The following is a 22,217-nucleotide window of genomic DNA, read 5'->3' as shown; positions in this document are numbered from 1 at the left end:
CGGCGGATTCTAGGGATTCGCGCCTGCCGGGGCGCCCGCGAGTACTGGATGCCCATCCAGTTGTGCCACAATCGCCGCATGACACCGGAGGACCGCATGGACGCGCCCGTCAAAGCCCTGAACACCGAGAAAGCCAAGGCCCTGCAGGCCGCCCTCGCGCAAATCGAGAAGCAGTTCGGCAAGGGCTCGATCATGCGCCTGGGCGAGGGCGAGAAGATCGAGGACATCCAGGTCGTCTCGACCGGCTCGCTCGGGCTGGACATCGCGCTGGGCGTCGGCGGCCTGCCGCGCGGGCGCGTCGTCGAGATCTACGGCCCCGAGAGCTCGGGCAAGACGACGCTGACGCTGCAAGTCATCGCCGAGATGCAGAAGCAAGGCGGCGTGTGCGCCTTCATCGACGCCGAGCACGCGCTGGACGTGCAGTACGCGCAGAAGCTCGGCGTCAACCTCGCCGACCTGCTGATCAGCCAGCCCGACACCGGCGAGCAGGCGCTCGAGATCGTCGACGCACTCGTGCGCTCGGGCTCGGTCGACCTGATCGTCGTCGACTCGGTCGCCGCGCTGACGCCCAAGGCCGAGCTCGAGGGCGAGATGGGCGACGCGCTGCCGGGCCTGCAGGCGCGGCTGATGAGCCAGGCGTTGCGCAAGCTCACCGCCACGATCAAGAAGACCAACTGCATGGTGGTCTTCATCAACCAGATCCGCATGAAGATCGGCGTCATGTTCGGCAACCCCGAGACGACGACCGGCGGCAACGCGCTGAAGTTCTACGCGTCGGTGCGCCTGGACATCCGCCGCACCGGCAGCATCAAGCGCGGCGAGGAAGTCATCGGCAGCGAGACCAAGGTCAAGGTCGTCAAGAACAAGGTCGCCCCCCCTTTCAAGACCGCCGAGTTCGACATCCTCTACGGCGAGGGCATCAGCCGCGAGGGCGAGATCGTCGACCTGGGCGTGGCCGCCAAGGTGCTCGACAAGTCGGGGGCCTGGTACGCCTACAACGGCGAGAAGATCGGCCAGGGCAAGGACAACGCGCGCGAGTTCCTGCGCGAGAACCCCGAGCTGGCACGCGAGATCGAGAACAAGATCCGCGAGTCGCTCGGCGTGGCGCCGCTCGCCGCGCCAGCCGACGGGGCGTGAGTCCCATCACTGCCGGCACGGGCAGCAGCGGAGTGCACGCGTGCCGGTGGCCCTGTCGCTGAAGGCGCGTGCGCTGAAGCTGCTGGCCCGGCGCGAGCACAGCCGCAGCGAACTGCGGCGCAAGCTCCTGCGGCGCCGCAAGGGCGACGAATCCGGCGCCACCGATCCGGACCCCGCCGAGGTCGATCACCTGCTCGACTGGCTGCAGCAGCAGGGCTGGCTCAGCGACGAGCGCTTTGCGGCGCTGCGCGTGCAAAGCCGTGCGGCACGCTTCGGCACGCGGCGCATCCGCGACGAACTGGCGCAGCACGGCATCGAGCTCGCGGCCGACGCCGACGCGGCGCTGCGCGCCAGCGAGCTCGACCGCGCCTGCGCGCTGTGGGCACGCAAGTTCGGCAGCCCCCCCGCCGACGCCACGGAGCGCGCGCGCCAGATGCGCTTCCTCGCTGCGCGCGGCTTCGCGCACGACGTCGTGCGCCGCGCCGTGCCGGGCGTGCAGGGCCGGCCGAACGATGAGTGAACAGTGACGGCGCCACGCGCGCCGCGCCCGCCGGCGCGCCTGCAGGTGCGTGCTACATTTCGCCGCGCTTCGCGGCGCGCCGGTGTTCGTGCCCGCCGGCGTCGCGGCGATGCGTCGGCCACCCGCATCGGCGACGTCAGCCCGATGCCAACATCGGCGGCCACAATCGCGGTGTCGCGCGGCGCGACGCCGCGACGGCACCCCGTCCACTCTCCGACCCGCCCGAGCCCATGAAGATCCACGAATATCAAGGCAAGGACATCCTGCGCCAGTTCGGCGTGCCCGTGCCGCGCGGTTTCCCCGCCTTCACCGTCCAGGAAGCCGTCGAGGCGGCGCAGAAGCTCGGCGGCAGCGTGTGGGTCGTCAAGGCGCAGATCCACGCCGGTGGCCGCGGCAAGGGCGGCGGCGTCAAGCTCGCGCGTTCGATCGACGAGGTCCGCACGCTGGCCGGCCAGATCCTCGGCATGCAGCTCGTCACGCACCAGACCGGCCCGCAGGGGCAGAAGGTGCGCCGCCTGCTGATCGAGGAAGGCGCCGACATCAAGAAGGAGTACTACGTCGCCGCGCTGACCGACCGCGCGACGCAGAAGGTCGCGATGATGGCCAGCTCCGAAGGCGGCATGGACATCGAGGAGGTCGCGCACAAGACCCCCGAGAAAATCATCAAGGTCTTCGTCGACCCGCTCGTGGGCCTGACCGACGCGCAGGCGCTCGAGCTCGCGCGCGGCATCGGCGTGCCCGAGGCGAGCCAGGCCGAGGCGGTGCAGCTGTTCAAGAACCTGTACCGCTGCTACATGGAGACCGACGCGTCGCTCGCCGAGATCAATCCGCTGATCCTCGAGGGCAACGGGCATCTGAAGGCGCTCGACGCGAAGTTCAACTTCGACTCCAACGCGCTGTTCCGCCACCCCGAGATCGTCGCCTGCCGCGACCTCGACGAGGAGGACCCGGCCGAGATCGAGGCGAGCAAGTTCGACCTCAGCTACATCAGCCTCGACGGCAACATCGGCTGCCTCGTCAATGGCGCGGGCCTCGCGATGGCGACGATGGACACGATCAAGCTCTTCGGCGGCGAGCCGGCGAACTTCCTCGACGTCGGCGGCGGCGCCACGGCCGAGAAGGTCACCGAGGCGTTCAAGATCATGCTGCGCAACCCGAAGGTCAAGGGCATCCTCGTCAACATCTTCGGCGGCATCATGCGCTGCGACACGATCGCCGAAGGCGTGATCGCCGCGTGCAAGGCGGTCAACCTGAACGTCCCGCTGGTCGTGCGCATGAAAGGCACCAACGAGGACATCGGCAAGAAGATGCTCGCCGAGTCGGGCCTGCCGATCATCAGCGCCGACACGATGGCCGAAGCCGCGACGAAGATCGTCGCCGCCGTGAAGTAAGCCCGGAGCCGCACCCCATGAGCATCCTGATCAACAAGGACACCCGCGTCATCACCCAGGGCATCACCGGCAAGACGGGTCAGTTCCACACCCGCGGCTGCCAGGCCTACGCCAACGGCAAGGCCTGCTTCGTCGCCGGCGTCAACCCGAAGAAGGCCGGCGAGAGCTTCGAAGGCATCCCGATCTACGCGTCGGTGAAGGACGCGAAGGCGGCCACCGGTGCCAACGTCAGCGTGATCTACGTGCCGCCGGCCGGTGCCGCCGACGCGATCTGGGAGGCCGTCGAGGCCGACCTCGACCTCGTCGTGTGCATCACCGAGGGCATCCCGATCCGCGACATGCTGATCGTGCGCAACAAGATGAAGGCCAAGGAAGCCGCCGGCGGCAAGAAGACGCTGCTGCTGGGGCCGAACTGCCCCGGCGTGATCACGCCCGACGAGATCAAGATCGGCATCATGCCGGGCCACATCCACAAGAAGGGCCGGGTGGGCGTCGTCAGCCGCTCGGGCACGCTGACCTATGAAGCCGTCGCGCAGCTGACCGAGCTGGGCATCGGCCAGAGCACCGCGGTGGGCATCGGCGGCGACCCGATCAACGGGCTCAAGCACATCGACGTGATGAAGATGTTCAACGACGACCCCGACACCGACGCCGTCATCATGATCGGCGAGATCGGCGGCCCCGACGAGGCCGACGCGGCGCGCTGGTGCAAGGACCACATGAAAAAGCCCGTCGTCGGCTTCATCGCCGGCGTCACGGCGCCACCGGGCAAGCGCATGGGCCACGCCGGCGCGCTGATCAGTGGCGGCGCCGACACCGCCGACGCCAAGCTCGCGATCATGGAGGAGTGCGGCTTCAAGGTCACGCGCAACCCGTCGGAAATGGGCCGGCTGCTCAAGTCGCTGCTCTGAGGGCGCGGCGCGGCCCCCCGGGCCGCGCCGACACGGCAACCTCGCGCGGGCCGCTTCGACGCGGCCCGTTCGCTTGGTGGGGCCGCCGGCGCAGGCGCCGCGGTCCCTCGGTGCGCCGCCCGCCGGACGCTCGCGGCGCCGCGCTATCTGTAGTTCTACGCAGGGCGCGCGCCGCGGCGGCGCCTACACTGGCGGCCGAGGCAAGGGAGACCCCGGATGGAAGAGTTCCTGACCCCCGCGTTCTGGATCGCGGTCGGCCAGATCATCATGATCGACATCCTGCTCGGTGGCGACAATGCCGTCGTCATCGCGCTGGCCTGCCGGCGCCTGCCGCCGCGCATGCGCATGAAGGGCATCCTGTGGGGGACCGCGGGCGCGATCGGGCTGCGCGTCGTGCTGATCTTTTTCGCGCTGACGCTGCTGGCGATCCCGTTCCTCAAGCTCGTCGGCGCCGCGCTGCTGGTGTGGATCGGCATCAAGCTGCTGGTGCCCGAGGACGACGACGGCCACGCGAACATCGAGGCGAGCGACAAGCTGTGGGCCGCCGTCAAGACGATCATCGTCGCCGACCTCGTGATGAGCGTCGACAACGTCATCGCGATCGCCGGCGCGGCGCACGGCGCGCACGCCGATCACCAGCTCGCGCTCGTGATCTTCGGCCTGCTGGTCAGCATCCCGATCATCGTCTGGGGCAGCCAGCTCGTCATCAAGCTGATGGACCGCTTCCCGCTCATCATCACCGCCGGCGGCATGCTGCTGGGCTGGATCGCCGGGACGATGGCCGTCGGCGATCCGGCGGTCGCGCAGCCGGGCGAATGGACCTGGATGCCGAAGGTGCCGCAGACCGATGCCGTCAAGTACGCCGCCGGCGTCGCCGGCGCCTTGCTGGTGCTCGTGTGGGGCAAGTGGATCGCGTCGCGCCGCGCCGCGGCGGCGCCGGCGGCCTGATCGCGCCAGCTCGCCGCATCGCGTCACCGGGCGATGAACGCCAGCGGCCCTGGTGACGGCACGACCGGCCGGCCCCCGCGCGCCGCGGCACTCGCGCCCGGCGCCGCGTTCGCCGGTGTGCGCATCGAACGCCTGCTCGCGCGCGGCAGCAGCGCCTCGCTGTACGTCGCCGTCGAGCCACGCTCGACGCAGCGCGTGGCGCTCAAGGTGCTCGACGCCTGCGACGCCGACGCCGCGCGCGACGACGCGGTGATGTCGCCGTTCGCGCGCGAGGCGCAGACGCTGCAGCGGCTGCGGCACCCCTCGATCGTCGAGGTGCTCGGCGGCGGCGTCGAAGGCGCGCATCCATATCTTTTGATGGCGCTGCTGCCCGGCACCGACCTGCGCCGCTACGCCGCGCCCGCACGCAGGCTGCCGGAGCCGCTCGTGCTGAAGCTCGGCGCCGACGTGGCCGACGCGCTCGCGCACGCGCACGCGATGGGCGTCGTGCACCGCGACCTCAAGCCGGCGAACCTGGTGTTCGACGCGGCCACGCGCCGGGTGTGGATCACCGACTTCGGCGTCGCGCGCGCGCTCGACGCCGCACGCACCCGCACCGGCGTGCTGCTGGGCACGCCGGCGTTCATGGCGCCCGAGCAACTGGCCGGCGGCGCGCCGTCGGCCGCCGGCGACGTCTATGCGCTCGGTGTGACGCTATTCCAGCTGCTCGCCGGCACGCTGCCGTACGCCGGCGAGACGATGGGCGCGCTGCTGCGCGCGATGGCCCAGGGCGCGACGCGCACGCTGGCCGAGCTGCGCCCCGACCTGCCACCGGCGCTCGCCGATCTGCTCGCGCAGGCCCTGAGCCGCGAGGCGTCGCAGCGCCCGACCGCCGCCGAGTTCGCGCTGCACCTGCGTCGCCTGCCGGGAACCGTCGTGTGAACCCGCCGCCGCCCTCGCGCCCGCGTGTGCCCGCGGGGAGTCGGTGCACAATCGTCGGCCGTCGCGGCCTCGTGCCTCCACCGTTTCCAGCGCGCCCCTCATGACCCTCGAGTTCTTCGCTGCCATCGACAAGGGGCGCGCGCGCGACAACAACGAGGACTCCGTCGCCCTCGACGAGGGCTGCGCGCTGGCGGTGCTGGCCGACGGCATGGGCGGCTACAACGCTGGCGAGGTCGCCAGCGGCATGGCCACCTCGTTCATCCGCGCCGAGCTCGGCCGCTGGCTGCACCAGGCCGGCGCCGAGGCGGCCGACGCCGATGTGCGGCGGGCGATGGACATCTGCGTCGACAACGCCAACCGCGCGATCTTCAACGCCGCCAACGCCGACCCGAAGTACGCCGGCATGGGCACGACGCTGGTGGTGGCGGTGTTCCGCGGCCCGCACCTGCTGATCGGCCACGTCGGCGACTCGCGCGCCTACCGCCTGCGCGGCGGCAAGCTCGTGCAGATCACGCGCGACCACTCGCTGCTGCAGGAGCAGATCGACGCTGGCCTGATCTCGCCCGAGCAGGCAGCCTTCGCGGCGCACAAGAACCTCGTCACGCGCGCGGTCGGCGTCGAGGACACGGTGATGCTCGAGACGCACCTGCACGACGTGCTGCCTGGCGACCTGTACCTGCTGTGCTCCGACGGCCTGTCAGACATGGTCGACGACGCCGCACTGGCGCAGTTGCTCAAATCTCACGCGACACTGGCCGGCGCGGGCCGCGCGCTGATCGACGCCGCCAACGACGCAGGTGGAAGGGATAATATTTCCCTCGTCTTGGCAAGGGTCGGCGGCAACGCGTCGGCCGGCGGCCGGTCCTGGTGGCCGTTCAAGCGCTGAGACCCGCCCGTGGCGCGCGGCGCGCCGGGCGGTCCGCACACTACTGAGGTCCTGCGCATGGGCAAGCTGGTCGTCTCTCTCGACGGTGTCGTGATCAAGGAAGTCCAGATCACGAAGGACAAGACGACGCTCGGGCGGCGACCTTACAACGACATCGTGATCGACAACCTCGCCGTCAGCGGCGAGCACGCCGTGCTGCAGATGGCCGGGCAGGACGTCTTCATCGAGGACCTGAACTCGACCAACGGCACCTACATCAACGGCAAGGCGGTCAAGCGCCAGCTGCTGCAGCACAACGACACGATCGAGATCGGCAAGTACAAGATCAAGTACCTCGTCAACGACGGCGGCGCCGACTACGAGCACACGATGATCATCCGGCCGGGCGCCGCGGCACCGGCGCCGGGCTTCGTCGCATCGCGCACGGCCGCGATGTCGGGCTTCGGCTCGCTCGCCTCGCCGGTGGGCCCGGCGTCGATCCGTGTGCTCAACGGCGCCGCGGCGGGCCGTGAAGTCGCGCTGACCAAGGTCGTCACGACCGTCGGCAAGCCGGGCGTGCAGGTGGCGTCGATCACCAAACGGCCGGCCGGCTACGTGCTCGCCCACGTCGAAGGCAGCTCGCGGCCGACCGTCAACGGTACACCGCTGGTCGGCGACGCGATCCAGCTGAAGAACGGCGACGTCATCGAGCTGGCCGGCACGCAGATGCAGTTCGTGCAGGCCTGAGCCGGCCGCCGCCCGCGCGCCGGCGCGGCGGTCGGCGGGGAAGGGGGCGCGTGCCGGGTGGCCGACCCGCGCGGGCGTCGCGCCACACCTCGGCGAAGCCCCCTGCCGCGTGCCGCGGCGCGTGAAGTTCTCACGCGCCCGCCACCGCGATGGATCGACGGCACATGCATCGCGGCGCGGTGCGGCATCGCCCGCTTGCGGACCCCGCAGGGCCACCGCACCATCGCGGCCATGCTGCTCGTTCCACCCGCCGACGCACGCGTCGCCCCGCGGCCCGCCGCGACGCCGGCCCCCACCGCGACGACGATGACGATCCGCGTGCTCGGCTGCTCCGGGTCGATCGCGGCCGGCAGCCGCACGACGGCGTTCCTCGTCGACGACGACCTGCTGGTCGACGCGGGCACCGGCGTCGGCGACCTCTCGCTCGACGAGCTGCTGCGCATCGACCACGTCGTCGTCAGCCACTCGCACCTCGATCACGTGCTGGCGATCGGGCTGCTGGCCGACACCGTCTCGCGCCGGCGCATCGCCACCGGGCGCGGGCCGATCGCGGTGCACGCGCTGCCGGCCACGATCACGGCACTGCGCACCCACGTCTTCAACGACGTCATCTGGCCCGACTTCAGCCGCCTGCCCAGCGTCGAGCAGCCACTGCTGCGGTTCGTGCCGTTCGCCGTCGGCGACGTGCTGTGCTTCGGCGCGCGCCGCGTCGAGGTGCTGCCGGCGGCGCACACGGTGCCGGCCGTCGGCTTCGCGGTGCAGCCGCGCGAAGGCGCCCCGGCGTGGGTCTTCAGCGGCGACACCGGACCGAACCCCGCGCTGTGGCAGCGGCTGCGTGCGCTGCCGGTCGCGCACGTCGTGATCGAGACGGCATTCGGCGACGAGGATGCCGCGCTGGCGGCGATCAGCGGACACCTCAGTCCGTCGTCGCTGGCGGGTGAACTCTCGCGGCTGGCCCCGGGCGTCGACGTGCACGTCACGCACGTCAAGCCGGGCGAGGTCGACACCGTGATGCGACAGGTCGCGGCGCTGGGCCTGTCGCACCGCATCCACACGCTGGCCAGCGGTCAGCGGCTGACGCTCGACGCGACCGTCTGACGGCCGTCAGTCGCCGGCATGGCGGGCGCCACGCGCCGAGCCGGCGACGAGATCGAAGCGGTACAGCCGGCACTCGATCGGCCCGTTCCACAACGGCACGCGCCGGCTCTCCTTGAGCCGCAGCCGCCGCGGCAGCTGCGCGTCGGGGCTGAGCACCCAGGCCGTCCAGCCGCCGTAGTGGCGCTTCCAGTGCGCGGCCAGCGCGGCGAAGAAGTCGTCGCCACTGACGGCGTCGGTAAAGCCCTCGCGCGCGTTCGCGCCGCGCCCCTTCGGCGCGATGCGCTCGCCGTAGGGGGGGTTGAGCATCAGCACGCCGCGCGGCGCCGGCGGCGGACGCTGCAGCGCGTCGGCCGTCTTGAACGCGATCGCCGTGGCGACGCCGGCGCGCTCGGCGTTGCGCGCAGCGAAATCGGTCATGCGAAACGACACGTCGCCGGCGAACACCGCCACCGCCGGCGCGTGCACGCGCTCGCGCGCGTCGCGCCGCAACGCCTGCCAGGTCGCCGCGTGGTCGCGAAACGGCGCCAGCCGCTCGAACGCGAAGCGGCGCTGCGCGCCCGGGGCGATGCCGCACGCGAGTTGCGCGGCCTCGATCGCGATCGTGCCGGCGCCACAGCACGGGTCGAGCAGCGGCAGGTCTTCGGCACGGCCCTGCCAGCCGGCGGCGGCGAGCATCGCGGCGGCCAGCGTCTCTTTCAGCGGCGCCTCGCCCTTGACTTCGCGGCCCGCGGCGGCGGCGTCGCGCCAGCCGCGCTTGAACAGCGGCTCGCCCGAGGTGTCGACGTACAGCGTCGCGTGCGCCGCGCCCAGGTGCAGCCGCAGCGGCAGGTCGGGGTCGCGCGTGTCGACGCTCGGGCGTGCGCCGGTGGCATCGCGCAGCACGTCGCACACGGCATCCTTGATGCGCAGCGCCGCAAAGTGCAGGCTGCGCAGCGGCGACGCGCGCGCGCTCGTGTCCACGCGCAGCGTCTGCCGCGGCGTGATCCAGTCGGTCCAGCGCACCGTGCGCGCGAGCGCATACAGGTCGTGTTCGTCGCGGTAGGGGCCATCGGCCAAGGGCCACAGCACGCGCTGCGCGAGGCGGCTCTCGAGGTTCAGCGTCATCGCCGCCACCGCGTCGCCGTGCACCGTGACGCCACCGCGGCCGGGCTCGATACGCGCCGCGCCGCCGAGCAGGCGGCGGCACTCGTCGGCCAGCAGCGTCTCGGTGCCGCCGGCAGCCGGCAGGAACAGCGCCACGCCGCGCGGCGCGGGCGCAGACGCACTCGGCGCCGGCGTCACAGCGCCTTGCGCAGGTTGGCCGGCGCGATCTTCAGCGCCTCGCGGTACTTGGCCACCGTGCGCCGCGCGACCTGGATGCCCTGCTCCTCGAGCATCTGGCTGAGCTGGCTGTCCGACAGCGGCTTGGCCGGGTCCTCGGCGGCGACGAACTGCTTGATCAGCGCGCGCACCGCGGTGCTCGACGCGTTGCCGCCGGCCTCGGTGTTCAGCGACGAGCCGAAGAAGTACTTCAGCTCGAAGGTGCCGAACGGCGTGGCCATGTACTTGGCGGTGGTCACGCGCGAGATCGTGCTCTCGTGCAGGCCGAGCTCGTCGGCGATCTCGCGCAGCACCAGCGGCTTCATCGCGATCTCGCCGTGGCTGAAGAAAGCCTTCTGCCGCTCGACGATCGCGCTCGAGACGCGCAGGATGGTGTCGAAGCGCTGCTGGATGTTCTTCATGAACCAGCGCGCTTCCTGCAGCCGCGACGACAGACCCGCCGCCGAGCCGTTGCGCTGGCCGCGGATCGCCTGCGCGTACAGGTCGTTGATGCGCAGCCTGGGCATCACGTCGGGGTTGAGCACGCACTTCCAGCCGCGCCCGCTGCGCACGACGATGACGTCGGGGACGACGACGTTGGCCTCGGCGCGCGCGAACGGCCGTCCGGGCTTCGGCTCGCAGGCCACGATCAGCGCCTGCGCCTGCCGGATGACGTCCTCGTCGGCGCCGGTCACCGCCATCAGCCGCTTGATGTCACGCTTGGCCAGCAGCTCGAGGTGCTGTTCGCAGATTGCCAGCGCCACGTCGCGCGCCGGCGACGCGGACCGCGTGCGCAGCTGCAGCGTCAGGCACTCGCGCAGGTCGCGCGCGCCGACGCCGCAGGGGTCGAGGCTTTGCAGCCAGCCGAGCGCGCAGCGCAGCCGCGACAGCAGCTCGTCGCGCGCCTCCTCGTCGTCGGGGGCGAGCTGCTGCGCGATCTCGTCGAGCGTGTCGGCGAGGTAGCCGTCGTCGTCGAGCGAGTCGATCAGCACCTCGACGGCGGCCGCGTCCTCGGGCGCGAGCCGCATGCCGAGCACCTGGCGGCGCAGGTGGTCGGCGAGCGTGTCGCCGGGGCCGCGCTCCTGCGGCTCGAAGTCGTCGTCGGTCGCCGCCGCCGCGGGCGTCTCGCGGATGCCGTCGAAGTCGTCGCCTTCGGTGCCGTTGGCCCAGTCGTCGCGTTCGGTCGTGCCGAGTTCGGTGCCGTCGAGGCCGGCCGGCTCGGCGTCGTCGAGGCGGCCGTCGGTCTCGTCGGGCTCGGCCATGCGATCGGCCGGCATTGCGCGCTCGGCCGCGGCGTCGAGCGAAGCCTCGAACGGCGAAGCGGCCTCGTCGTCGAGTTCGATGAACGGGTTCTGCTCGAGCATCTGCTCGACTTCCTGGTGCAGCTCGAGCGTCGACAGCTGCAGCAGCCGGATCGACTGCTGCAGCTGCGGCGTCAGCGCCAGGTGCTGCGACAGCCGGACCTGCAGTGACGGCTTCATGCTCATGCCGGCTACATGCGGAAGTGCTCGCCGAGGTACACCTTGCGCACGTCGGCGTTGTCGACGATGTCGGCCGGCGTGCCCTCGGCCAGCACCTGGCCGTCGCTGATGATGTAGGCGCGGTCGCAGATGCCCAGCGTCTCGCGCACGTTGTGGTCGGTGATCAGCACGCCGATGCCGCGCGCCTTCAGGAAGCCGATGATGCGCTGGATCTCGATCACGGCGATCGGGTCGACGCCGGCGAACGGCTCGTCGAGCAGGATGAAGCGCGGCTGCGTGGCCAGCGCGCGCGCGATCTCGACGCGCCGCCGCTCGCCGCCCGACAGCGCCGGCGCCGGGCTGGTGCGCAGCTTGTCGATGCTCAGCTCGAGCAGCAGGTCGTTGAGCTGGCGCTCGATCTCGGCCGGCTTCAGCGGCCGGCCGTCGGCGCCACGCTGCAGCTCGAGCACGGCGCGCACGTTCTCCTCGACCGTGAGCTTGCGGAAGATCGACGCCTCCTGCGGCAGGTAGCTCAGCCCCAGTCGCGAACGCTGGTGGATCGGCCGGTGGTGCACCGGCTGGCCGTCGATGCGGATCTCGCCGGCGTCGGCGCGGATCAGCCCGACGACCATGTAGAAGATCGTCGTCTTGCCGGCGCCGTTGGGGCCGAGCAGGCCGACCACCTCGCCGGCACTGACCGCCAGCCCGACGCCCTTGACGACGCGGCGCGCGCCGTAGCGCTTCTCGAGGCCGGTGGCTTCGAGGCGGCTGACGGCCGTCGTGGCCGGCAGCGACACCGGCGTGGGGGGCGCGGGTTCGCGCAGCGCGTTCACGGCCGCGAACCCGCCGGCGCCGACTCGCGCGGCGTCAGGATGGCGCGCACGCGACCACCACCGTCGCCGGCGCTGACGCTGAAGGTCTCGTTGACGTTGTCGTAGGTGATCAGCGCGCCGGTGACTTCGTCGGCCGGCGCGCCGCCACGCAGACGCCGCAGCAGCGCATTGCCGGCGAGGCGCACGGTGTCGGCGCGGCCGTCGTAGTCGATGCGGTCGGCGCGCCCCTCGATGACCTCGTCGACGCCGTCGCGCTTTTGCCGGAACGTGGCCGCGCGGCCGGCCTCGCCGAGGGCCACCGCGCTGCGCCAGCCCTCGGGCGTTTCGCGCACCTCGACGCGCTCGGCCGTGATGCGCAGCGAACCCTGCGTGATCACGACGTTGCCGACGAAGACGACGACCCGCTTGGCCAGGTCGACCGTGCTCTGGCGGTCGGCCTCGATCGTCATCGGCTGGCTGCGGTCGCTGCGCTGCGCGACGGCCGGCGCCGCGGCCGACAGCGCGACGGTGAGCGCGACCAGCAGCGCGGGCAGCGGGGCAGTCAGGCGACAGGGCATAGCGGCATGGAAATTGCAGGCCATTCTAGCCCCGTCGCGTCGGCACGCCACCCGGTGGCGTGTGAAATTTCGGCGCGGGTGGCGCGTCGCCACCGCACCGGCGCGCCGGCTCAGCCGCCCTTGCGGATGCGCTCGACGAGGAAGCTCGCCACTTGCAACGAACGCTCGTTGCTGCCGGCGAGGCTGCCCGACGTGAAGAAGCGCCCACCGACGCCGATCGACGGCGTGCCGTCGATCTTGTACGCGTCGGCCAGTGCCTTGGCCTGGCGCGCCTTGGTGGCGACACCGAACGAGCGCAGCGCGTCGAGGAACTTGTCGCGGTCGAGCCCCTGCTCGGCAGCGAACGCGGCCATGTCAGCTTCCTTGTCGAGGCGGCGGCGCTGCACGTGCATCGCGGCGAAGACGCGGCGGTGCATCTTCTCGATCTCGCCCATCGCCTCGAGCGCGTAGTAGAGCTTGGCGTGCGTCTCGTGCAGCGCGCTGAAGCCCACCGGCACGCGCCGGAACGCGACGTAGTCGGGCTGCCGCGCCGCCCACGCCTCGATGGCCGGCTGGAACGCGTTGCAGTGCGGGCAGCCGTACCAGAAGAACTCGAGCACGTCGATCTTGCCGCCGCCCGACGTCGCCACCGGCGTGGCCAGGCGGACGAAGTCGCGGCCCTCGACGAAGGCAGCAGGCTGCGCGTGGGCCGCGCCGGCCCACGGCAGCGTGGCGACGGCGGCGGCGCGGAGCGTGAACTGGCGGCGATTCATGGTCGTGGTCCTCATTGGGGCCGCCGCACCCGCAGGGCGGCGGCACGGGGTGACAGGAAAGCGCAACGCGCGCGGCGATGCACGCAGGTGTCGTGGATCTTCAACGCTCCACGCGCACCAACGCTGACTCGACCGCGTTGCCCTTCAATCGTTCCTGGACGGCGTCGGCCTCGTCCTTGCGTTCGAACGGCCCCAGCCGCACGCGGTACACGGTGCGGCCGGCCTGTTCGCGCTCGCTCACGCGCGCCGTGAAGCCGAGCATCGCCAGTCGGGCCCGCTGCTGCTCGGCATCCTCGGCGCGCGAGTAGGCGCCCACTTGTACGAAGTAGCGGAACGGGTCCGCCGACGGCGCTGCGGCCGCCGGGGTTTGCGGCGGGGTGGCGGCGGCCGGCAGCGCGGTCGCCGCGCCGGGGGCGGCCGGGCGGTTGGCCAGCGCAGGCGGCGCTGCCGCCGGCGCCGTCGGTGGCGGTACCGCCGGCGTCGAGGCCGACTCGCCGCGCTGCGCCGGCCGCCCGCTGAGCGGGCCGTTCGGATCCCAGCGCTTCAGGCGCTCGGCCTCGGCGGCCTCGTTCTGCGGCGGGCGCGGCACCTTGTCGACGAAAGGCACCGGCACCTTGGTCACGTACAGCGCCACCGCGAGCGACAGCCCCAGCCCGACCAGCAGCCCGACGATCAGGCCGAGCACGAACCCGCCACGCTGCGCCTTCATGCGTCCTCCAGCGCCTCTTCGGCGCGCGCCATCGACTCCGGCGCCGACACGCCGATCAGCGCCAGCGCGTTGCGCAGCACCTGCCGCACCGCCGCCAGCAGCGCGAGCCGCGCGCGCGCGAGTTCGCGGTCGTCGACGAGGAAGCGCTCGGCGGTGTAGTAACTGTGCAGCGCCGCGGCCAGATCGCGCAGGTAGAACGCGACGTCGTGCGGCGCGAGCTCGGCCGCCGCGCGCTCGACCATCGCCGGATAGTCGGCGAGCTTGAGCATCAGCGCGACCTCGGTCGGCGCCGTCAGGCGCGAGAGGTCGGCGCTGGCGAGCGTGGCCGGGTCGCCGCCGTGCTGCTGCACCCACTGCGCGATCACCGAGCAGATGCGCGCGTGTGCGTACTGCACGTAGAACACCGGGTTCTCGTCGTTGCGCTTGAGCGCGAGGTCGACGTCGAAGACGAACTCGGTGTCGGCCTTGCGGCTGATCAGGAAGAAACGCACCGCGTCGCGGCTGGTCCACTCGATCAGGTCGCGCAGCGTCACGTAGCTGCCGGCGCGTTTGGAGATCTTGACCTCCTCGCCGCCGCGCATCACGGTGACCATCTTGTGCAGCACGTAGTCGGGGTAGCCGGGCGGGATGCCGGCGCCGATGGCCTGCAGACCAGCGCGCACGCGCGCGATCGTGCCGTGGTGGTCGCTGCCCTGGATGTTGACCGCCTTCGTGAAGCCGCGCTCGAACTTGACCAGGTGGTACGCGACGTCGGGCACGAAGTACGTGTAGCTGCCGTCGGACTTGCGCATCACGCGGTCCTTGTCGTCGCCGTACTCGGTGGTGCGCAGCCACAGCGCGCCGCCTTCCTCGTAGGTCTTGCCCGCGGCCACCAGCGCGCGCACGACGGCGTCGACGCGGCCGCTGGCGTACAGGCTCGACTCGAGGAAGTAGTGGTCGAAGCGCACGCCGAAGGCCTTCAGGTCGAGGTCCTGCTCGTGGCGCAGGTAGGCCACCGCGAACTGGCGGATGCCGTCGAGGTCGTCGACGTCGCCGCTGGCGGTGAAGACGCGGTCGTCGGCGCGCACCGTCTTGCGCGCCGCGAAGTCGGCCGCGATGTCGGCGATGTAGTCGCCGTTGTAGGCCGCCTCGGGCCACCCGTCGTCACCCGGCTTCAGGCCACGCAGCCGCGCCTGCACCGACAGCGCGAGGTTGCCGATCTGCACGCCGGCGTCGTTGTAATAGAACTCGCGCGTGACGTCCCAGCCCTGCGCGGCCAGCAGGTGGCAGATCGCGTCGCCGAGCGCACCCTGCCGGCCATGGCCGACGTGCAGGGGACCGGTGGGATTGGCCGAGACGAATTCGACGAGCACGCGGCGGCCATTGCGTTCACGGCGCCCGAAGGCGTCACCGGCGGCGAGCACCTCGACGACGACGGCCTGGCGCGCGGCATCGGCCAGGCGCAGATTGACGAAGCCGGGGCCGGCGACCTCGATCGCGGCGACCCAGCGCTGCACCTCGGACTGGCGCCAAAGCGCCTCGACCAAGCCCTGCGCGACCTCGCGCGGGTTCTTGCGCAGCGTGCGCGCCAGCGCCATCGCCGCGGTGACCGCCAAGTCGCCGTGCGCGGCCTGCTTCGGCGACTCGAACGCGAGCGTGGCCGGCGGCTCGACACCGAGCTCGCCCACCGCCCGGCGCAACGCTGCGAGCAGCTCGAGCTTGGCTTGGATCATGCAATCGATTCTACGGGCGCCCCCTGAGGCTCCTGGCGGGCCACGCCGCGCCGCTGGCGCGAATTGCCGCGCCATCGCCGCATTGTTCGGGGCATCGCGCGCACGTCGCACCGCGACGATGGCGCCACCACGCGCCGCACAAGCGGCACTGCCACGCCATGTCTGCCGTCGTCCCGCCGTCTTCCACGCCGATTCGGCCCGCTGCCGTGGCCGCGACGCCGTTCGTCACCGACCCCGAGCTGCCGGCGCGCATCGGCAAGTACCGCGTGCTCAAGCGACTCGGCGAAGGCGCCACGAGCGAGGTGCTGCTCGCGCACGACGAGTTCAACGACCGTCCGGTGGCGATCAAGCGCGTGCGCGTGCCGGCCCCCGGCGAGGGCTCGGACCCGCAGATCTACCAGCGCTTCTTCGCCGCCGAGGCCGCGCTCGTCGGCCGGCTGCAGCACCCGAACGTCGTGCAGATCTACGACGCCGTGGCCGACCCGCAGGCGCCTTACCTGGTGATGGAGTACGTGCACGGCGTGACGCTGCGGCGCTTCTGCCGCCCCGACGCACTGCTGTCGCTCGAGCAGATCGTCGAGATCGGCTTCAAGTGCGCGATGGCGCTGGGCTACATGGCGCGCCAGGGGCTGATCCACCGCGACGTCAAGCCGGCCAACCTGCTCGCCGTCGTCGAACACGACCACGTCATCGACGTCAAGGTCACCGACTTCGGCAGCGTGCTGAACCTGACCTCGGAGCACACGCAGATCTTCCGCGTCGGCTCGCTGGCGTACATGTCGCCGGAACAGCTCGACGGCGCGCCGCTCGACGCGCGTGCCGACATCTACTCGCTGGCCGCCGTGCTGTACCACCTGATCGCCGGGCGACCGCCGTTCGAGGCACCGTCGCAGACGGCGATGATGAGCCAGATCTTCACCGCCGAGCCGCCGCCGCTGACCGAGCTGCGCGCCGGCGTGCCGCCGTCGCTCGACGCGCTGGTGCGCCGCGCGCTGGCCAAGACGGCCGACGAGCGCCCCCCCGACTGGGATGCCTTCGCGCAGGGGCTGTCGGCGCTGGTGGCCAACCGCGAGATCCCGCGCGGCAAGCTGCAGGGCGTGCTCGACTCGGAGCGCTTCAACCTGCTGCGCGGGCTCGAGTTCTTCGCCGGCTTCGGCGACGTCGAACTGTGGGAGGTCGTGCACCGCGCCAAGTGGCAGCGTCTCAAGGTCGGCCACGCGATCTACCGCAAGGGCCAGCAGGGCCAGACCTTCCACATCATCGCGCAGGGCGAGATCGAGGTGCTGCGCGACGGCGTCAAGGTGGCCACGCTCGGGCGCGGCACCTCGGTGGGCGAGATGGCGTATCTCGCGCCGAGCGAGGAGCTGCGCACGCACCGCGCCGACGTCATCGTCACCGCGCCTTGCGTGACGATCTCGTTCACGCCGCACACCTACACGCAGCTCGCGCTGGGCACGCGCCACCTGTTCGACCAGGCTTTCATCGGCGTGCTGGTGCGCCGGCTGCACGCGGCGCACGAGGCACTCCACCACCCGCGGCGCATCCTGTAGCGGTGCGCCGGGCTTGTGGTGCAATCACCCGGCCACCACGAGCCGACCGGGAGACCCGATGAAACGCCTGCTGATCGCCACGGCCTTGCACCTCGCCCTCGCTGCCGGTGCCGCGCACGCGGCGAACCCCGTGTGCGAGGCGCGCGCCGACGAGAAGAAGCTCGCCGGCGCCGCGCGCACGAGCTTCGTCAAGAAGTGCGAGAGCGACCTCGCCGCGGCGCCGACCTGCGCGCTGCAGGCCGACGCGAAGAAGCTCGCCGGCGCCGCGCGCACGAGCTTCGTCAAGAAGTGCCAGACCGACGCCGCCACCGCCACCTGCGAGTCGCAGGCCGACGAGAAGAAGCTCGCCGGCGCCGCGCGCACCAGCTACGTGACCAAGTGCGTCAGCGACAGCGCCGCGTCGTTCTGACGCGGCGCGTGCCGGGCGACCTCACGCCGGCGCCGCGGGACCGCGCGACGTCCAGTAGCCCGGGTCGCCGTAGGTGTGCTTGAGGAAGTCGATCCACAGCCGCACGCGCAGCGGCAGGTGCTTGCGCTGCGGGAACACGGCGTAGATGCCGTTGGGCGGCGCGGCGAAGTCGTCGAGCACGCTGACGAGCGTGCCGGCGGCGATCTCGTGCTCGACTTCCCACGTGCTGCGCCACGCGATGCCCAGCCCCTGCACGCACCAGTCGTGCAGCACCTGGCCGTCGCTGCAGTCGAGCCGGCCGTGCGGGCGCAGGTGCGTGACCTGACCGTCGATCGTGAACGCCCAGCCGCGCGTCTGGCTGGCGTCCGACGACAGCGTCAGGCACTCGTGCTTGTGCAGGTCGCTCGGATGCTGCGGCACGCCGGCGCGCTGCAGGTACGCCGGTGTGGCGACGCACAGCCGGCGGTTGTCGGCCAGGCGCACGCTGACGAGGCTCGAGTCGGGCAGGTCGCCGACGCGCACCGCACAGTCGACCCCCTCGTTGACGATGTCGACGATGCGGTCGCTGAGGTTCAGCGACAGGTGCACGTCGGGGTGCTGCGCGAGAAAGCGCGGCACGAGCGGCGCGACGTGCCGCCGCCCGAAGCCGGCCGGCGCCGTCACGCGCAGGTAGCCGCTGGCCTTGACGCCGCCGGCACTGACGCTGGCCTCGGCGTTGGCCAGGTCGGCGAGGATGCGCTGGCAGTCCTCGAGGTACGCGCTGCCCTCGTGCGTCAGCGTGATGCGCCGCGTCGTGCGCACCAGCAGCTTGACGCCGAGCCGCTCCTCGAGGGCGTCGATGCGCCGCCCGATCACCGCCGGCGCGACGCCCTCGGCGTGCGCCGCGGCCGTCAGACTGCCCTTGGTAGCCACGCCGACGAACGACTCGATCTGTTTTAGCCGGTCCATGTGCGAAGAATACCTTCGCCAGCCGATTAAACCAAGCGCGAATCGCGCCCGATAAGCGCCACGCAGGTTTGCAATCGCGCCTGCTCGCGCTGCGCCGCACGCCATCAACGGCGGCTGCGGGCACGCCCGATCGCCTCGGCACACGCCGAGCCCAACGCGCGGCGCCCGCGATTCATGCGCCAAACGCAAAGATCCAGCGCCGATCCCGGATTCAATGATTAACGAAGTTGCCAATACAGTCTCGCCGATGACTTCGCCCGCCAGCCCGCGCGCCGTGCTGTTCGACGCCTACGGCACCCTGTTCGACGTCTACAGCGTCGCGCTGTTGGCCGAGCAGCTGTTTCCCGGTCGCGGCGACGCGCTGGCCGCGCTGTGGCGCGACAAGCAGATCGAATACACGCGGCTGGTCTCGATGAGCGGGCGCTACCGGCCGTTCTGGGACCTCACGCGCGCCGGCCTGCGCTTCGCGGCGCAGCGGCTGGGCCTGACGCTGGCGCGCGACGCCGAAGACCGGCTGATGAACCAGTACCGCCACCTGAGCGCGTTCCCCGAGAACCTCGACGTGCTGCGCACGCTCGCCGCGCAGGGGGTGCGCACCGGCGTGCTGTCCAACGGCGACCCCGAGATGCTCGCGGTGGCCGTCAAGAGCGCCGGCTTCGCCGACCTGCTCGACCCGGTGCTGTCGGTGCACGCAACACAGCGCTACAAGACCGACCCCGCGGCCTACGCGCTCGGGCCGCAGGCGCTCGGGCTGCCGGCGCGGCAGATCCTGTTCGTCTCAAGCAACGGCTGGGACGCGATCGGCGCGACCTGGTACGGCTACACGACGCTGTGGGTCAACCGCGGCGGACAGCCGCTCGAAGCCCTCGACACCGAGCCGACGCGCATCGGCACCACACTGCGCGACGTGCTCGACTTCTTCCCTTCCTCAGACGCCCGCCCCGCGCGGAAATGGAGTCCACGATGACCGCACGCACGACCCGCCACCGCCTGCAGGTGGCCACCGTTCTGGCCCGCTTCATCGACGAGGAGGTGCTGCCCGGCACCGGCGTCGACGCGGCGGCGTTCTGGGCCGGCTTCGACGCGCTCGCGCACGACCTGGCGCCGAAGAACCGCGCGCTGCTCGCCGAGCGCGACCGCCTGCAGGCCGAGCTCGACGCCTGGCACCAGGCCCACCCGGGGCCGATCAGCGACATGCCGGCCTACCGCGCGTTCCTCAAGCGCATCGGCTACCTCGTCGACGCGCCGGCCGAGGTGCAGTGCACGACTGCCAACGTCGACGACGAAGTCGCCAAGCTCGCCGGCCCGCAGCTGGTGGTGCCGATCACCAACGCGCGCTACGCGCTCAACGCCACCAACGCGCGCTGGGGCTCGCTGTACGACGCGCTGTACGGCACCGACGTGATCCCCGAGGCCGGCGGCGCCGAGAAGGGCACCGGCTACAACCCGGTGCGCGGGCAGAAGGTCATCGACTACGCGCGCGGCGTGCTCGACCAGGCCGCCGCGCTGGCCACCGGCTCGCACCGCGACGCCACCGGCTACCGCGTCGCTGGCGGCCAGCTCGCCGTCACGCTGAAGGACGGCACCGTCACCGGCCTGGCGGACCCCGCCGCGTTCGTCGGCTTCCAGGGCGACGCGGCGGCACCGTCGTCGGTGCTGCTGCGCCACCACGGGCTGCACCTGGACATCCGCATCGACCGCGGCCACCCGATCGGCAAGACCGACCCCGCCGGCATCGCCGACGTCATCGTCGAGGCGGCGGTGTCGACGATCCTCGACCTCGAGGACTCGGTGGCCGTCGTCGACGCCGACGACAAGGTGCTCGCGTACCGCAACTGGCTCGGCATCCTGCGCGGCACGCTGACCGAGGAAGTCACCAAGGGTGGCAAGACGTTCACGCGCCGCCTCGAAGCCGACCGCGTCTACACCGGCGCCGACGGCCAGCCGCTCGTGCTGCACGGACGCTCGCTGCTTTTCGTGCGCAACGTCGGCCACCTGATGACCAACCCGGCGATCCTGCTCGGCGACGGCAGCGAGATCCCCGAGGGCATCATGGACGCCGTCGTCACGACCGCGATCGCGCTGCACGACCTCAAGCGCCTGGGCACTGCCGGCCTGCACAACACGCGCACCGGCAGCGTCTACATCGTCAAGCCGAAGATGCACGGCCCCGCCGAGGTCGCGTTCTCGGTCGAGCTGTTCGGCCGCGTCGAGGCGCTGCTGGGGCTGGCGCCGAACACCGTCAAGCTCGGCATCATGGACGAGGAGCGGCGCACCAGCGTGAACCTGCGCGCCTGCATCGCCGCGGCGGCGCAGCGCGTGGCGTTCATCAACACCGGCTTCCTCGACCGCACCGGCGACGAGATCCACACCGCGATGCTGGCCGGCCCGATGGTGCGCAAGCCGCGCATGAAGAACGCCAACTGGCTGCGCGCTTACGAGTTCAACAACGTGCAGATCGGGCTGGCGTGCGGACTGCGCGGGCGCGCGCAGATCGGCAAGGGCATGTGGGCGATGCCCGACATGATGGCCGACATGATGAAGGAGAAGATCGCCCACCCGCAGTCGGGCGCCAACACGGCGTGGGTGCCGAGCCCGACGGCGGCCACGCTGCACGCGCTGCACTACCACCAGGTCGACGTCGCCGCGCTGCAAAAGAGCATGGAAGAGTTCGCGCGCGGCCCGAAGGCGCCGATGGTCGAAGACAAGCTGCTCGACGCGATCCTGCAGGTGCCGGTGGCACTGATCCCGTTCTGGACGCCAGCCGAGGTGCAGCAGGAGCTGGACAACAACGTCCAGGGCATCCTCGGCTACGTCGTGCGCTGGATCGACCAGGGCGTGGGCTGCTCGAAGGTGCCCGACATCCACAACGTCGGCCTGATGGAAGACCGCGCGACGCTGCGCATCAGCAGCCAGCACATCGCCAACTGGCTGCTGCACGGCATCGTGACGCCCGAGCAGGTGCACGCGACGTTCCGCCGCATGGCCGCCGTCGTCGACCAGCAGAACGCCGGCGACCCGCTGTACCGTCCGATGGCCGGCCACTGGGACGACAGCTTCGCGTACCGTGCCGCGCTCGACCTCGTCTTCAAGGGCAAGGAGCAGCCCAACGGCTACACCGAGCCGCTGCTGCACGCGTGGCGGCTCAAGGCGAAGGCGGCGACGGCGGCCTGATGCCGCAGCGCTGGAGCGCCGCGCTCGGCGCGTGGCTCGACCGCGTGCCGCTGGCGCTGCTCGTCGCGCTGGCGGCGTGGCTGGCCGTCGCACCCGTCGTGCCCGAGCCGCACCTGTGGCAGAAGCTCAAGATGCTCGCGGCGGGCACGCTGACGCGCCCGCTCGACATCTTCGACCTCGTGTTCCACGCGGCGCCGATCGCGCTGCTCGCGTGGCAGCTGGTGCGGCAGGTGCGCGGCCGCGGCGGCTCGGCGCCGCGTTGACGCGGGCGCACGC

At 71.6% G+C, this 22,217-nt stretch carries 22 protein-coding genes; 14 read left to right on the top strand and 8 right to left on the bottom strand.

The annotated features are described in order from the left end of the window. Window positions 1-96: 96 nt before the first annotated feature. The 9 genes from recA to MOJ79_RS00820 all read left to right on the top strand — a co-directional run bounded on the left by recA (window position 97) and on the right by MOJ79_RS00820 (window position 8,538). On the top strand, window positions 97-1,137 hold the full coding sequence (gene recA / locus MOJ79_RS00860; RefSeq protein WP_119290842.1) for a recombinase RecA: 1,041 nt from the start codon (window positions 97-99) through the stop codon (window positions 1,135-1,137). A gap of 40 nt (window positions 1,138-1,177) precedes the next feature. Further along, window positions 1,178-1,657: a recombination regulator RecX gene (recX, locus tag MOJ79_RS00855; protein WP_241922444.1), complete on the top strand. Its 480-nt coding sequence runs from the start codon at window positions 1,178-1,180 to the stop codon at window positions 1,655-1,657. A gap of 230 nt (window positions 1,658-1,887) precedes the next feature. Beyond that, window positions 1,888-3,048 (top strand): ADP-forming succinate--CoA ligase subunit beta, encoded by a 1,161-nt coding sequence (gene sucC / locus MOJ79_RS00850; RefSeq protein WP_119354755.1) that lies wholly within the window; start codon window positions 1,888-1,890, stop codon window positions 3,046-3,048. A 17-nt stretch (window positions 3,049-3,065) separates the two neighbouring features. Further along, window positions 3,066-3,959: a succinate--CoA ligase subunit alpha gene (gene sucD / locus MOJ79_RS00845; RefSeq protein WP_241922443.1), complete on the top strand. Its 894-nt coding sequence runs from the start codon at window positions 3,066-3,068 to the stop codon at window positions 3,957-3,959. Between the two features lie 216 nt (window positions 3,960-4,175). Beyond that, window positions 4,176-4,907 (top strand): TerC family protein, encoded by a 732-nt coding sequence (locus MOJ79_RS00840; protein WP_119354757.1) that lies wholly within the window; start codon window positions 4,176-4,178, stop codon window positions 4,905-4,907. A gap of 33 nt (window positions 4,908-4,940) precedes the next feature. Beyond that, complete coding sequence (locus MOJ79_RS00835; RefSeq protein WP_241922442.1) at window positions 4,941-5,828, top strand: serine/threonine-protein kinase; 888 nt, start codon at window positions 4,941-4,943, stop codon at window positions 5,826-5,828. A gap of 100 nt (window positions 5,829-5,928) precedes the next feature. Continuing rightward, window positions 5,929-6,714 (top strand): Stp1/IreP family PP2C-type Ser/Thr phosphatase, encoded by a 786-nt coding sequence (locus tag MOJ79_RS00830; protein ID WP_241922441.1) that lies wholly within the window; start codon window positions 5,929-5,931, stop codon window positions 6,712-6,714. Between the two features lie 57 nt (window positions 6,715-6,771). Next, a complete protein-coding gene (locus MOJ79_RS00825) occupies window positions 6,772-7,440 on the top strand; it encodes an FHA domain-containing protein (RefSeq protein ID WP_119290824.1) in 669 nt (222 codons plus the stop codon). Window positions 7,441-7,746: 306 nt separating this feature from the next. Then, window positions 7,747-8,538 carry an MBL fold metallo-hydrolase gene (locus MOJ79_RS00820; protein WP_241922536.1) on the top strand — a complete coding sequence of 264 codons (792 nt, stop codon included), beginning with the start codon at window positions 7,747-7,749 and terminating at the stop codon, window positions 8,536-8,538. Window positions 8,539-8,544: 6 nt separating this feature from the next. Here MOJ79_RS00820 and MOJ79_RS00815 read toward each other — a convergent pair whose 3' ends face one another. The 7 genes from MOJ79_RS00815 to argS all read right to left on the bottom strand — a co-directional run bounded on the left by MOJ79_RS00815 (window position 8,545) and on the right by argS (window position 15,860). After that, window positions 8,545-9,777 carry a THUMP domain-containing class I SAM-dependent RNA methyltransferase gene (locus tag MOJ79_RS00815; RefSeq protein WP_241922440.1) on the bottom strand — a complete coding sequence of 411 codons (1,233 nt, stop codon included), beginning with the start codon at window positions 9,775-9,777 and terminating at the stop codon, window positions 8,545-8,547. A 38-nt stretch (window positions 9,778-9,815) separates the two neighbouring features. Beyond that, the gene (locus tag MOJ79_RS00810; RefSeq protein ID WP_241922535.1) at window positions 9,816-11,318 is read right to left on the bottom strand and encodes an RNA polymerase factor sigma-54; all 1,503 of its coding nucleotides are present in this window, start codon (window positions 11,316-11,318) and stop codon (window positions 9,816-9,818) included. Between the two features lie 11 nt (window positions 11,319-11,329). Then, a complete protein-coding gene (lptB, locus tag MOJ79_RS00805; protein WP_241922439.1) occupies window positions 11,330-12,094 on the bottom strand; it encodes an LPS export ABC transporter ATP-binding protein in 765 nt (254 codons plus the stop codon). A 32-nt stretch (window positions 12,095-12,126) separates the two neighbouring features. Next, window positions 12,127-12,687 carry a lipopolysaccharide transport periplasmic protein LptA gene (gene lptA / locus MOJ79_RS00800; protein WP_241922438.1) on the bottom strand — a complete coding sequence of 187 codons (561 nt, stop codon included), beginning with the start codon at window positions 12,685-12,687 and terminating at the stop codon, window positions 12,127-12,129. Window positions 12,688-12,797: 110 nt separating this feature from the next. Beyond that, entirely contained in the window at window positions 12,798-13,439 is a 642-nt protein-coding gene (locus tag MOJ79_RS00795; RefSeq protein ID WP_119290819.1) for a thiol:disulfide interchange protein DsbA/DsbL, read from the bottom strand. A 100-nt stretch (window positions 13,440-13,539) separates the two neighbouring features. After that, the gene (locus MOJ79_RS00790) at window positions 13,540-14,148 is read right to left on the bottom strand and encodes an SPOR domain-containing protein (protein WP_241922437.1); all 609 of its coding nucleotides are present in this window, start codon (window positions 14,146-14,148) and stop codon (window positions 13,540-13,542) included. Continuing rightward, entirely contained in the window at window positions 14,145-15,860 is a 1,716-nt protein-coding gene (gene argS / locus MOJ79_RS00785) for an arginine--tRNA ligase (RefSeq protein ID WP_241922436.1), read from the bottom strand. Before argS ends, MOJ79_RS00790 begins: the two co-directional genes overlap by 4 nt. A gap of 158 nt (window positions 15,861-16,018) precedes the next feature. Between argS and MOJ79_RS00780 the strand changes: the two genes are divergently transcribed. Beyond that, window positions 16,019-17,410 (top strand): serine/threonine-protein kinase, encoded by a 1,392-nt coding sequence (locus tag MOJ79_RS00780; RefSeq protein ID WP_241922435.1) that lies wholly within the window; start codon window positions 16,019-16,021, stop codon window positions 17,408-17,410. A 58-nt stretch (window positions 17,411-17,468) separates the two neighbouring features. Then, window positions 17,469-17,819, top strand: a complete 351-nt coding sequence (locus MOJ79_RS00775) for a hypothetical protein (protein WP_241922434.1) — start codon at window positions 17,469-17,471, stop codon at window positions 17,817-17,819. Between the two features lie 21 nt (window positions 17,820-17,840). Here the strand turns inward: MOJ79_RS00775 and MOJ79_RS00770 are convergent, their stop codons facing one another. Next, window positions 17,841-18,767 (bottom strand): LysR family transcriptional regulator, encoded by a 927-nt coding sequence (locus tag MOJ79_RS00770; RefSeq protein WP_241922433.1) that lies wholly within the window; start codon window positions 18,765-18,767, stop codon window positions 17,841-17,843. 247 nt (window positions 18,768-19,014) lie between these two features. On the opposite strand from MOJ79_RS00770, the gene MOJ79_RS00765 reads away from it, so the two are divergent. The 3 genes from MOJ79_RS00765 to MOJ79_RS00755 are packed head-to-tail and all read left to right on the top strand — an operon-like array spanning window position 19,015 to window position 22,204. After that, complete coding sequence (locus MOJ79_RS00765) at window positions 19,015-19,734, top strand: haloacid dehalogenase type II (RefSeq protein WP_241922432.1); 720 nt, start codon at window positions 19,015-19,017, stop codon at window positions 19,732-19,734. Next, the gene (locus MOJ79_RS00760) at window positions 19,731-21,941 is read left to right on the top strand and encodes a malate synthase G (RefSeq protein ID WP_241922431.1); all 2,211 of its coding nucleotides are present in this window, start codon (window positions 19,731-19,733) and stop codon (window positions 21,939-21,941) included. The genes MOJ79_RS00765 and MOJ79_RS00760 overlap by 4 nt, the downstream gene beginning before the upstream one ends. Further along, entirely contained in the window at window positions 21,905-22,204 is a 300-nt protein-coding gene (locus MOJ79_RS00755; RefSeq protein ID WP_241922430.1) for a hypothetical protein, read from the top strand. The genes MOJ79_RS00760 and MOJ79_RS00755 overlap by 37 nt, the downstream gene beginning before the upstream one ends. Window positions 22,205-22,217 lie beyond the last annotated feature (13 nt).

It is taken from the genome of Calidifontimicrobium sp. SYSU G02091 (genome assembly GCF_022631395.1).
GTDB lineage: Bacteria > Pseudomonadota > Gammaproteobacteria > Burkholderiales > Burkholderiaceae_C > Calidifontimicrobium > Calidifontimicrobium sediminis.
The sequence above is the reverse complement of the archived record's forward strand: the minus strand, read 5'-3'. Positions and strand labels throughout refer to the sequence as shown.

What these genes read in the sequence shown, in the direction of transcription:
- recA (WP_119290842.1), top strand. Translation starts at nt 97, where the DNA reads ATGGACGCGCCCGTCAAAGCCCTGAACACCGAGAAAGCCAAGGCCCTG.
- sucC (WP_119354755.1), top strand. Translation starts at nt 1,888, where the DNA reads ATGAAGATCCACGAATATCAAGGCAAGGACATCCTGCGCCAGTTCGGC.
- sucD (WP_241922443.1), top strand. Translation starts at nt 3,066, where the DNA reads ATGAGCATCCTGATCAACAAGGACACCCGCGTCATCACCCAGGGCATC.
- MOJ79_RS00840 (WP_119354757.1), top strand. Translation starts at nt 4,176, where the DNA reads ATGGAAGAGTTCCTGACCCCCGCGTTCTGGATCGCGGTCGGCCAGATC.
- MOJ79_RS00835 (WP_241922442.1), top strand. Translation starts at nt 4,941, where the DNA reads ATGAACGCCAGCGGCCCTGGTGACGGCACGACCGGCCGGCCCCCGCGC.
- MOJ79_RS00830 (WP_241922441.1), top strand. Translation starts at nt 5,929, where the DNA reads ATGACCCTCGAGTTCTTCGCTGCCATCGACAAGGGGCGCGCGCGCGAC.
- MOJ79_RS00825 (WP_119290824.1), top strand. Translation starts at nt 6,772, where the DNA reads ATGGGCAAGCTGGTCGTCTCTCTCGACGGTGTCGTGATCAAGGAAGTC.
- MOJ79_RS00820 (WP_241922536.1), top strand. Translation starts at nt 7,747, where the DNA reads ATGACGATCCGCGTGCTCGGCTGCTCCGGGTCGATCGCGGCCGGCAGC.
- MOJ79_RS00810 (WP_241922535.1), bottom strand. Translation starts at nt 11,318, where the DNA reads ATGAAGCCGTCACTGCAGGTCCGGCTGTCGCAGCACCTGGCGCTGACG.
- lptA (WP_241922438.1), bottom strand. Translation starts at nt 12,687, where the DNA reads ATGCCCTGTCGCCTGACTGCCCCGCTGCCCGCGCTGCTGGTCGCGCTC.
- MOJ79_RS00795 (WP_119290819.1), bottom strand. Translation starts at nt 13,439, where the DNA reads ATGAATCGCCGCCAGTTCACGCTCCGCGCCGCCGCCGTCGCCACGCTG.
- MOJ79_RS00790 (WP_241922437.1), bottom strand. Translation starts at nt 14,148, where the DNA reads ATGAAGGCGCAGCGTGGCGGGTTCGTGCTCGGCCTGATCGTCGGGCTG.
- argS (WP_241922436.1), bottom strand. Translation starts at nt 15,860, where the DNA reads ATGATCCAAGCCAAGCTCGAGCTGCTCGCAGCGTTGCGCCGGGCGGTG.
- MOJ79_RS00780 (WP_241922435.1), top strand. Translation starts at nt 16,019, where the DNA reads ATGTCTGCCGTCGTCCCGCCGTCTTCCACGCCGATTCGGCCCGCTGCC.
- MOJ79_RS00775 (WP_241922434.1), top strand. Translation starts at nt 17,469, where the DNA reads ATGAAACGCCTGCTGATCGCCACGGCCTTGCACCTCGCCCTCGCTGCC.
- MOJ79_RS00770 (WP_241922433.1), bottom strand. Translation starts at nt 18,767, where the DNA reads ATGGACCGGCTAAAACAGATCGAGTCGTTCGTCGGCGTGGCTACCAAG.
- MOJ79_RS00765 (WP_241922432.1), top strand. Translation starts at nt 19,015, where the DNA reads ATGACTTCGCCCGCCAGCCCGCGCGCCGTGCTGTTCGACGCCTACGGC.
- MOJ79_RS00760 (WP_241922431.1), top strand. Translation starts at nt 19,731, where the DNA reads ATGACCGCACGCACGACCCGCCACCGCCTGCAGGTGGCCACCGTTCTG.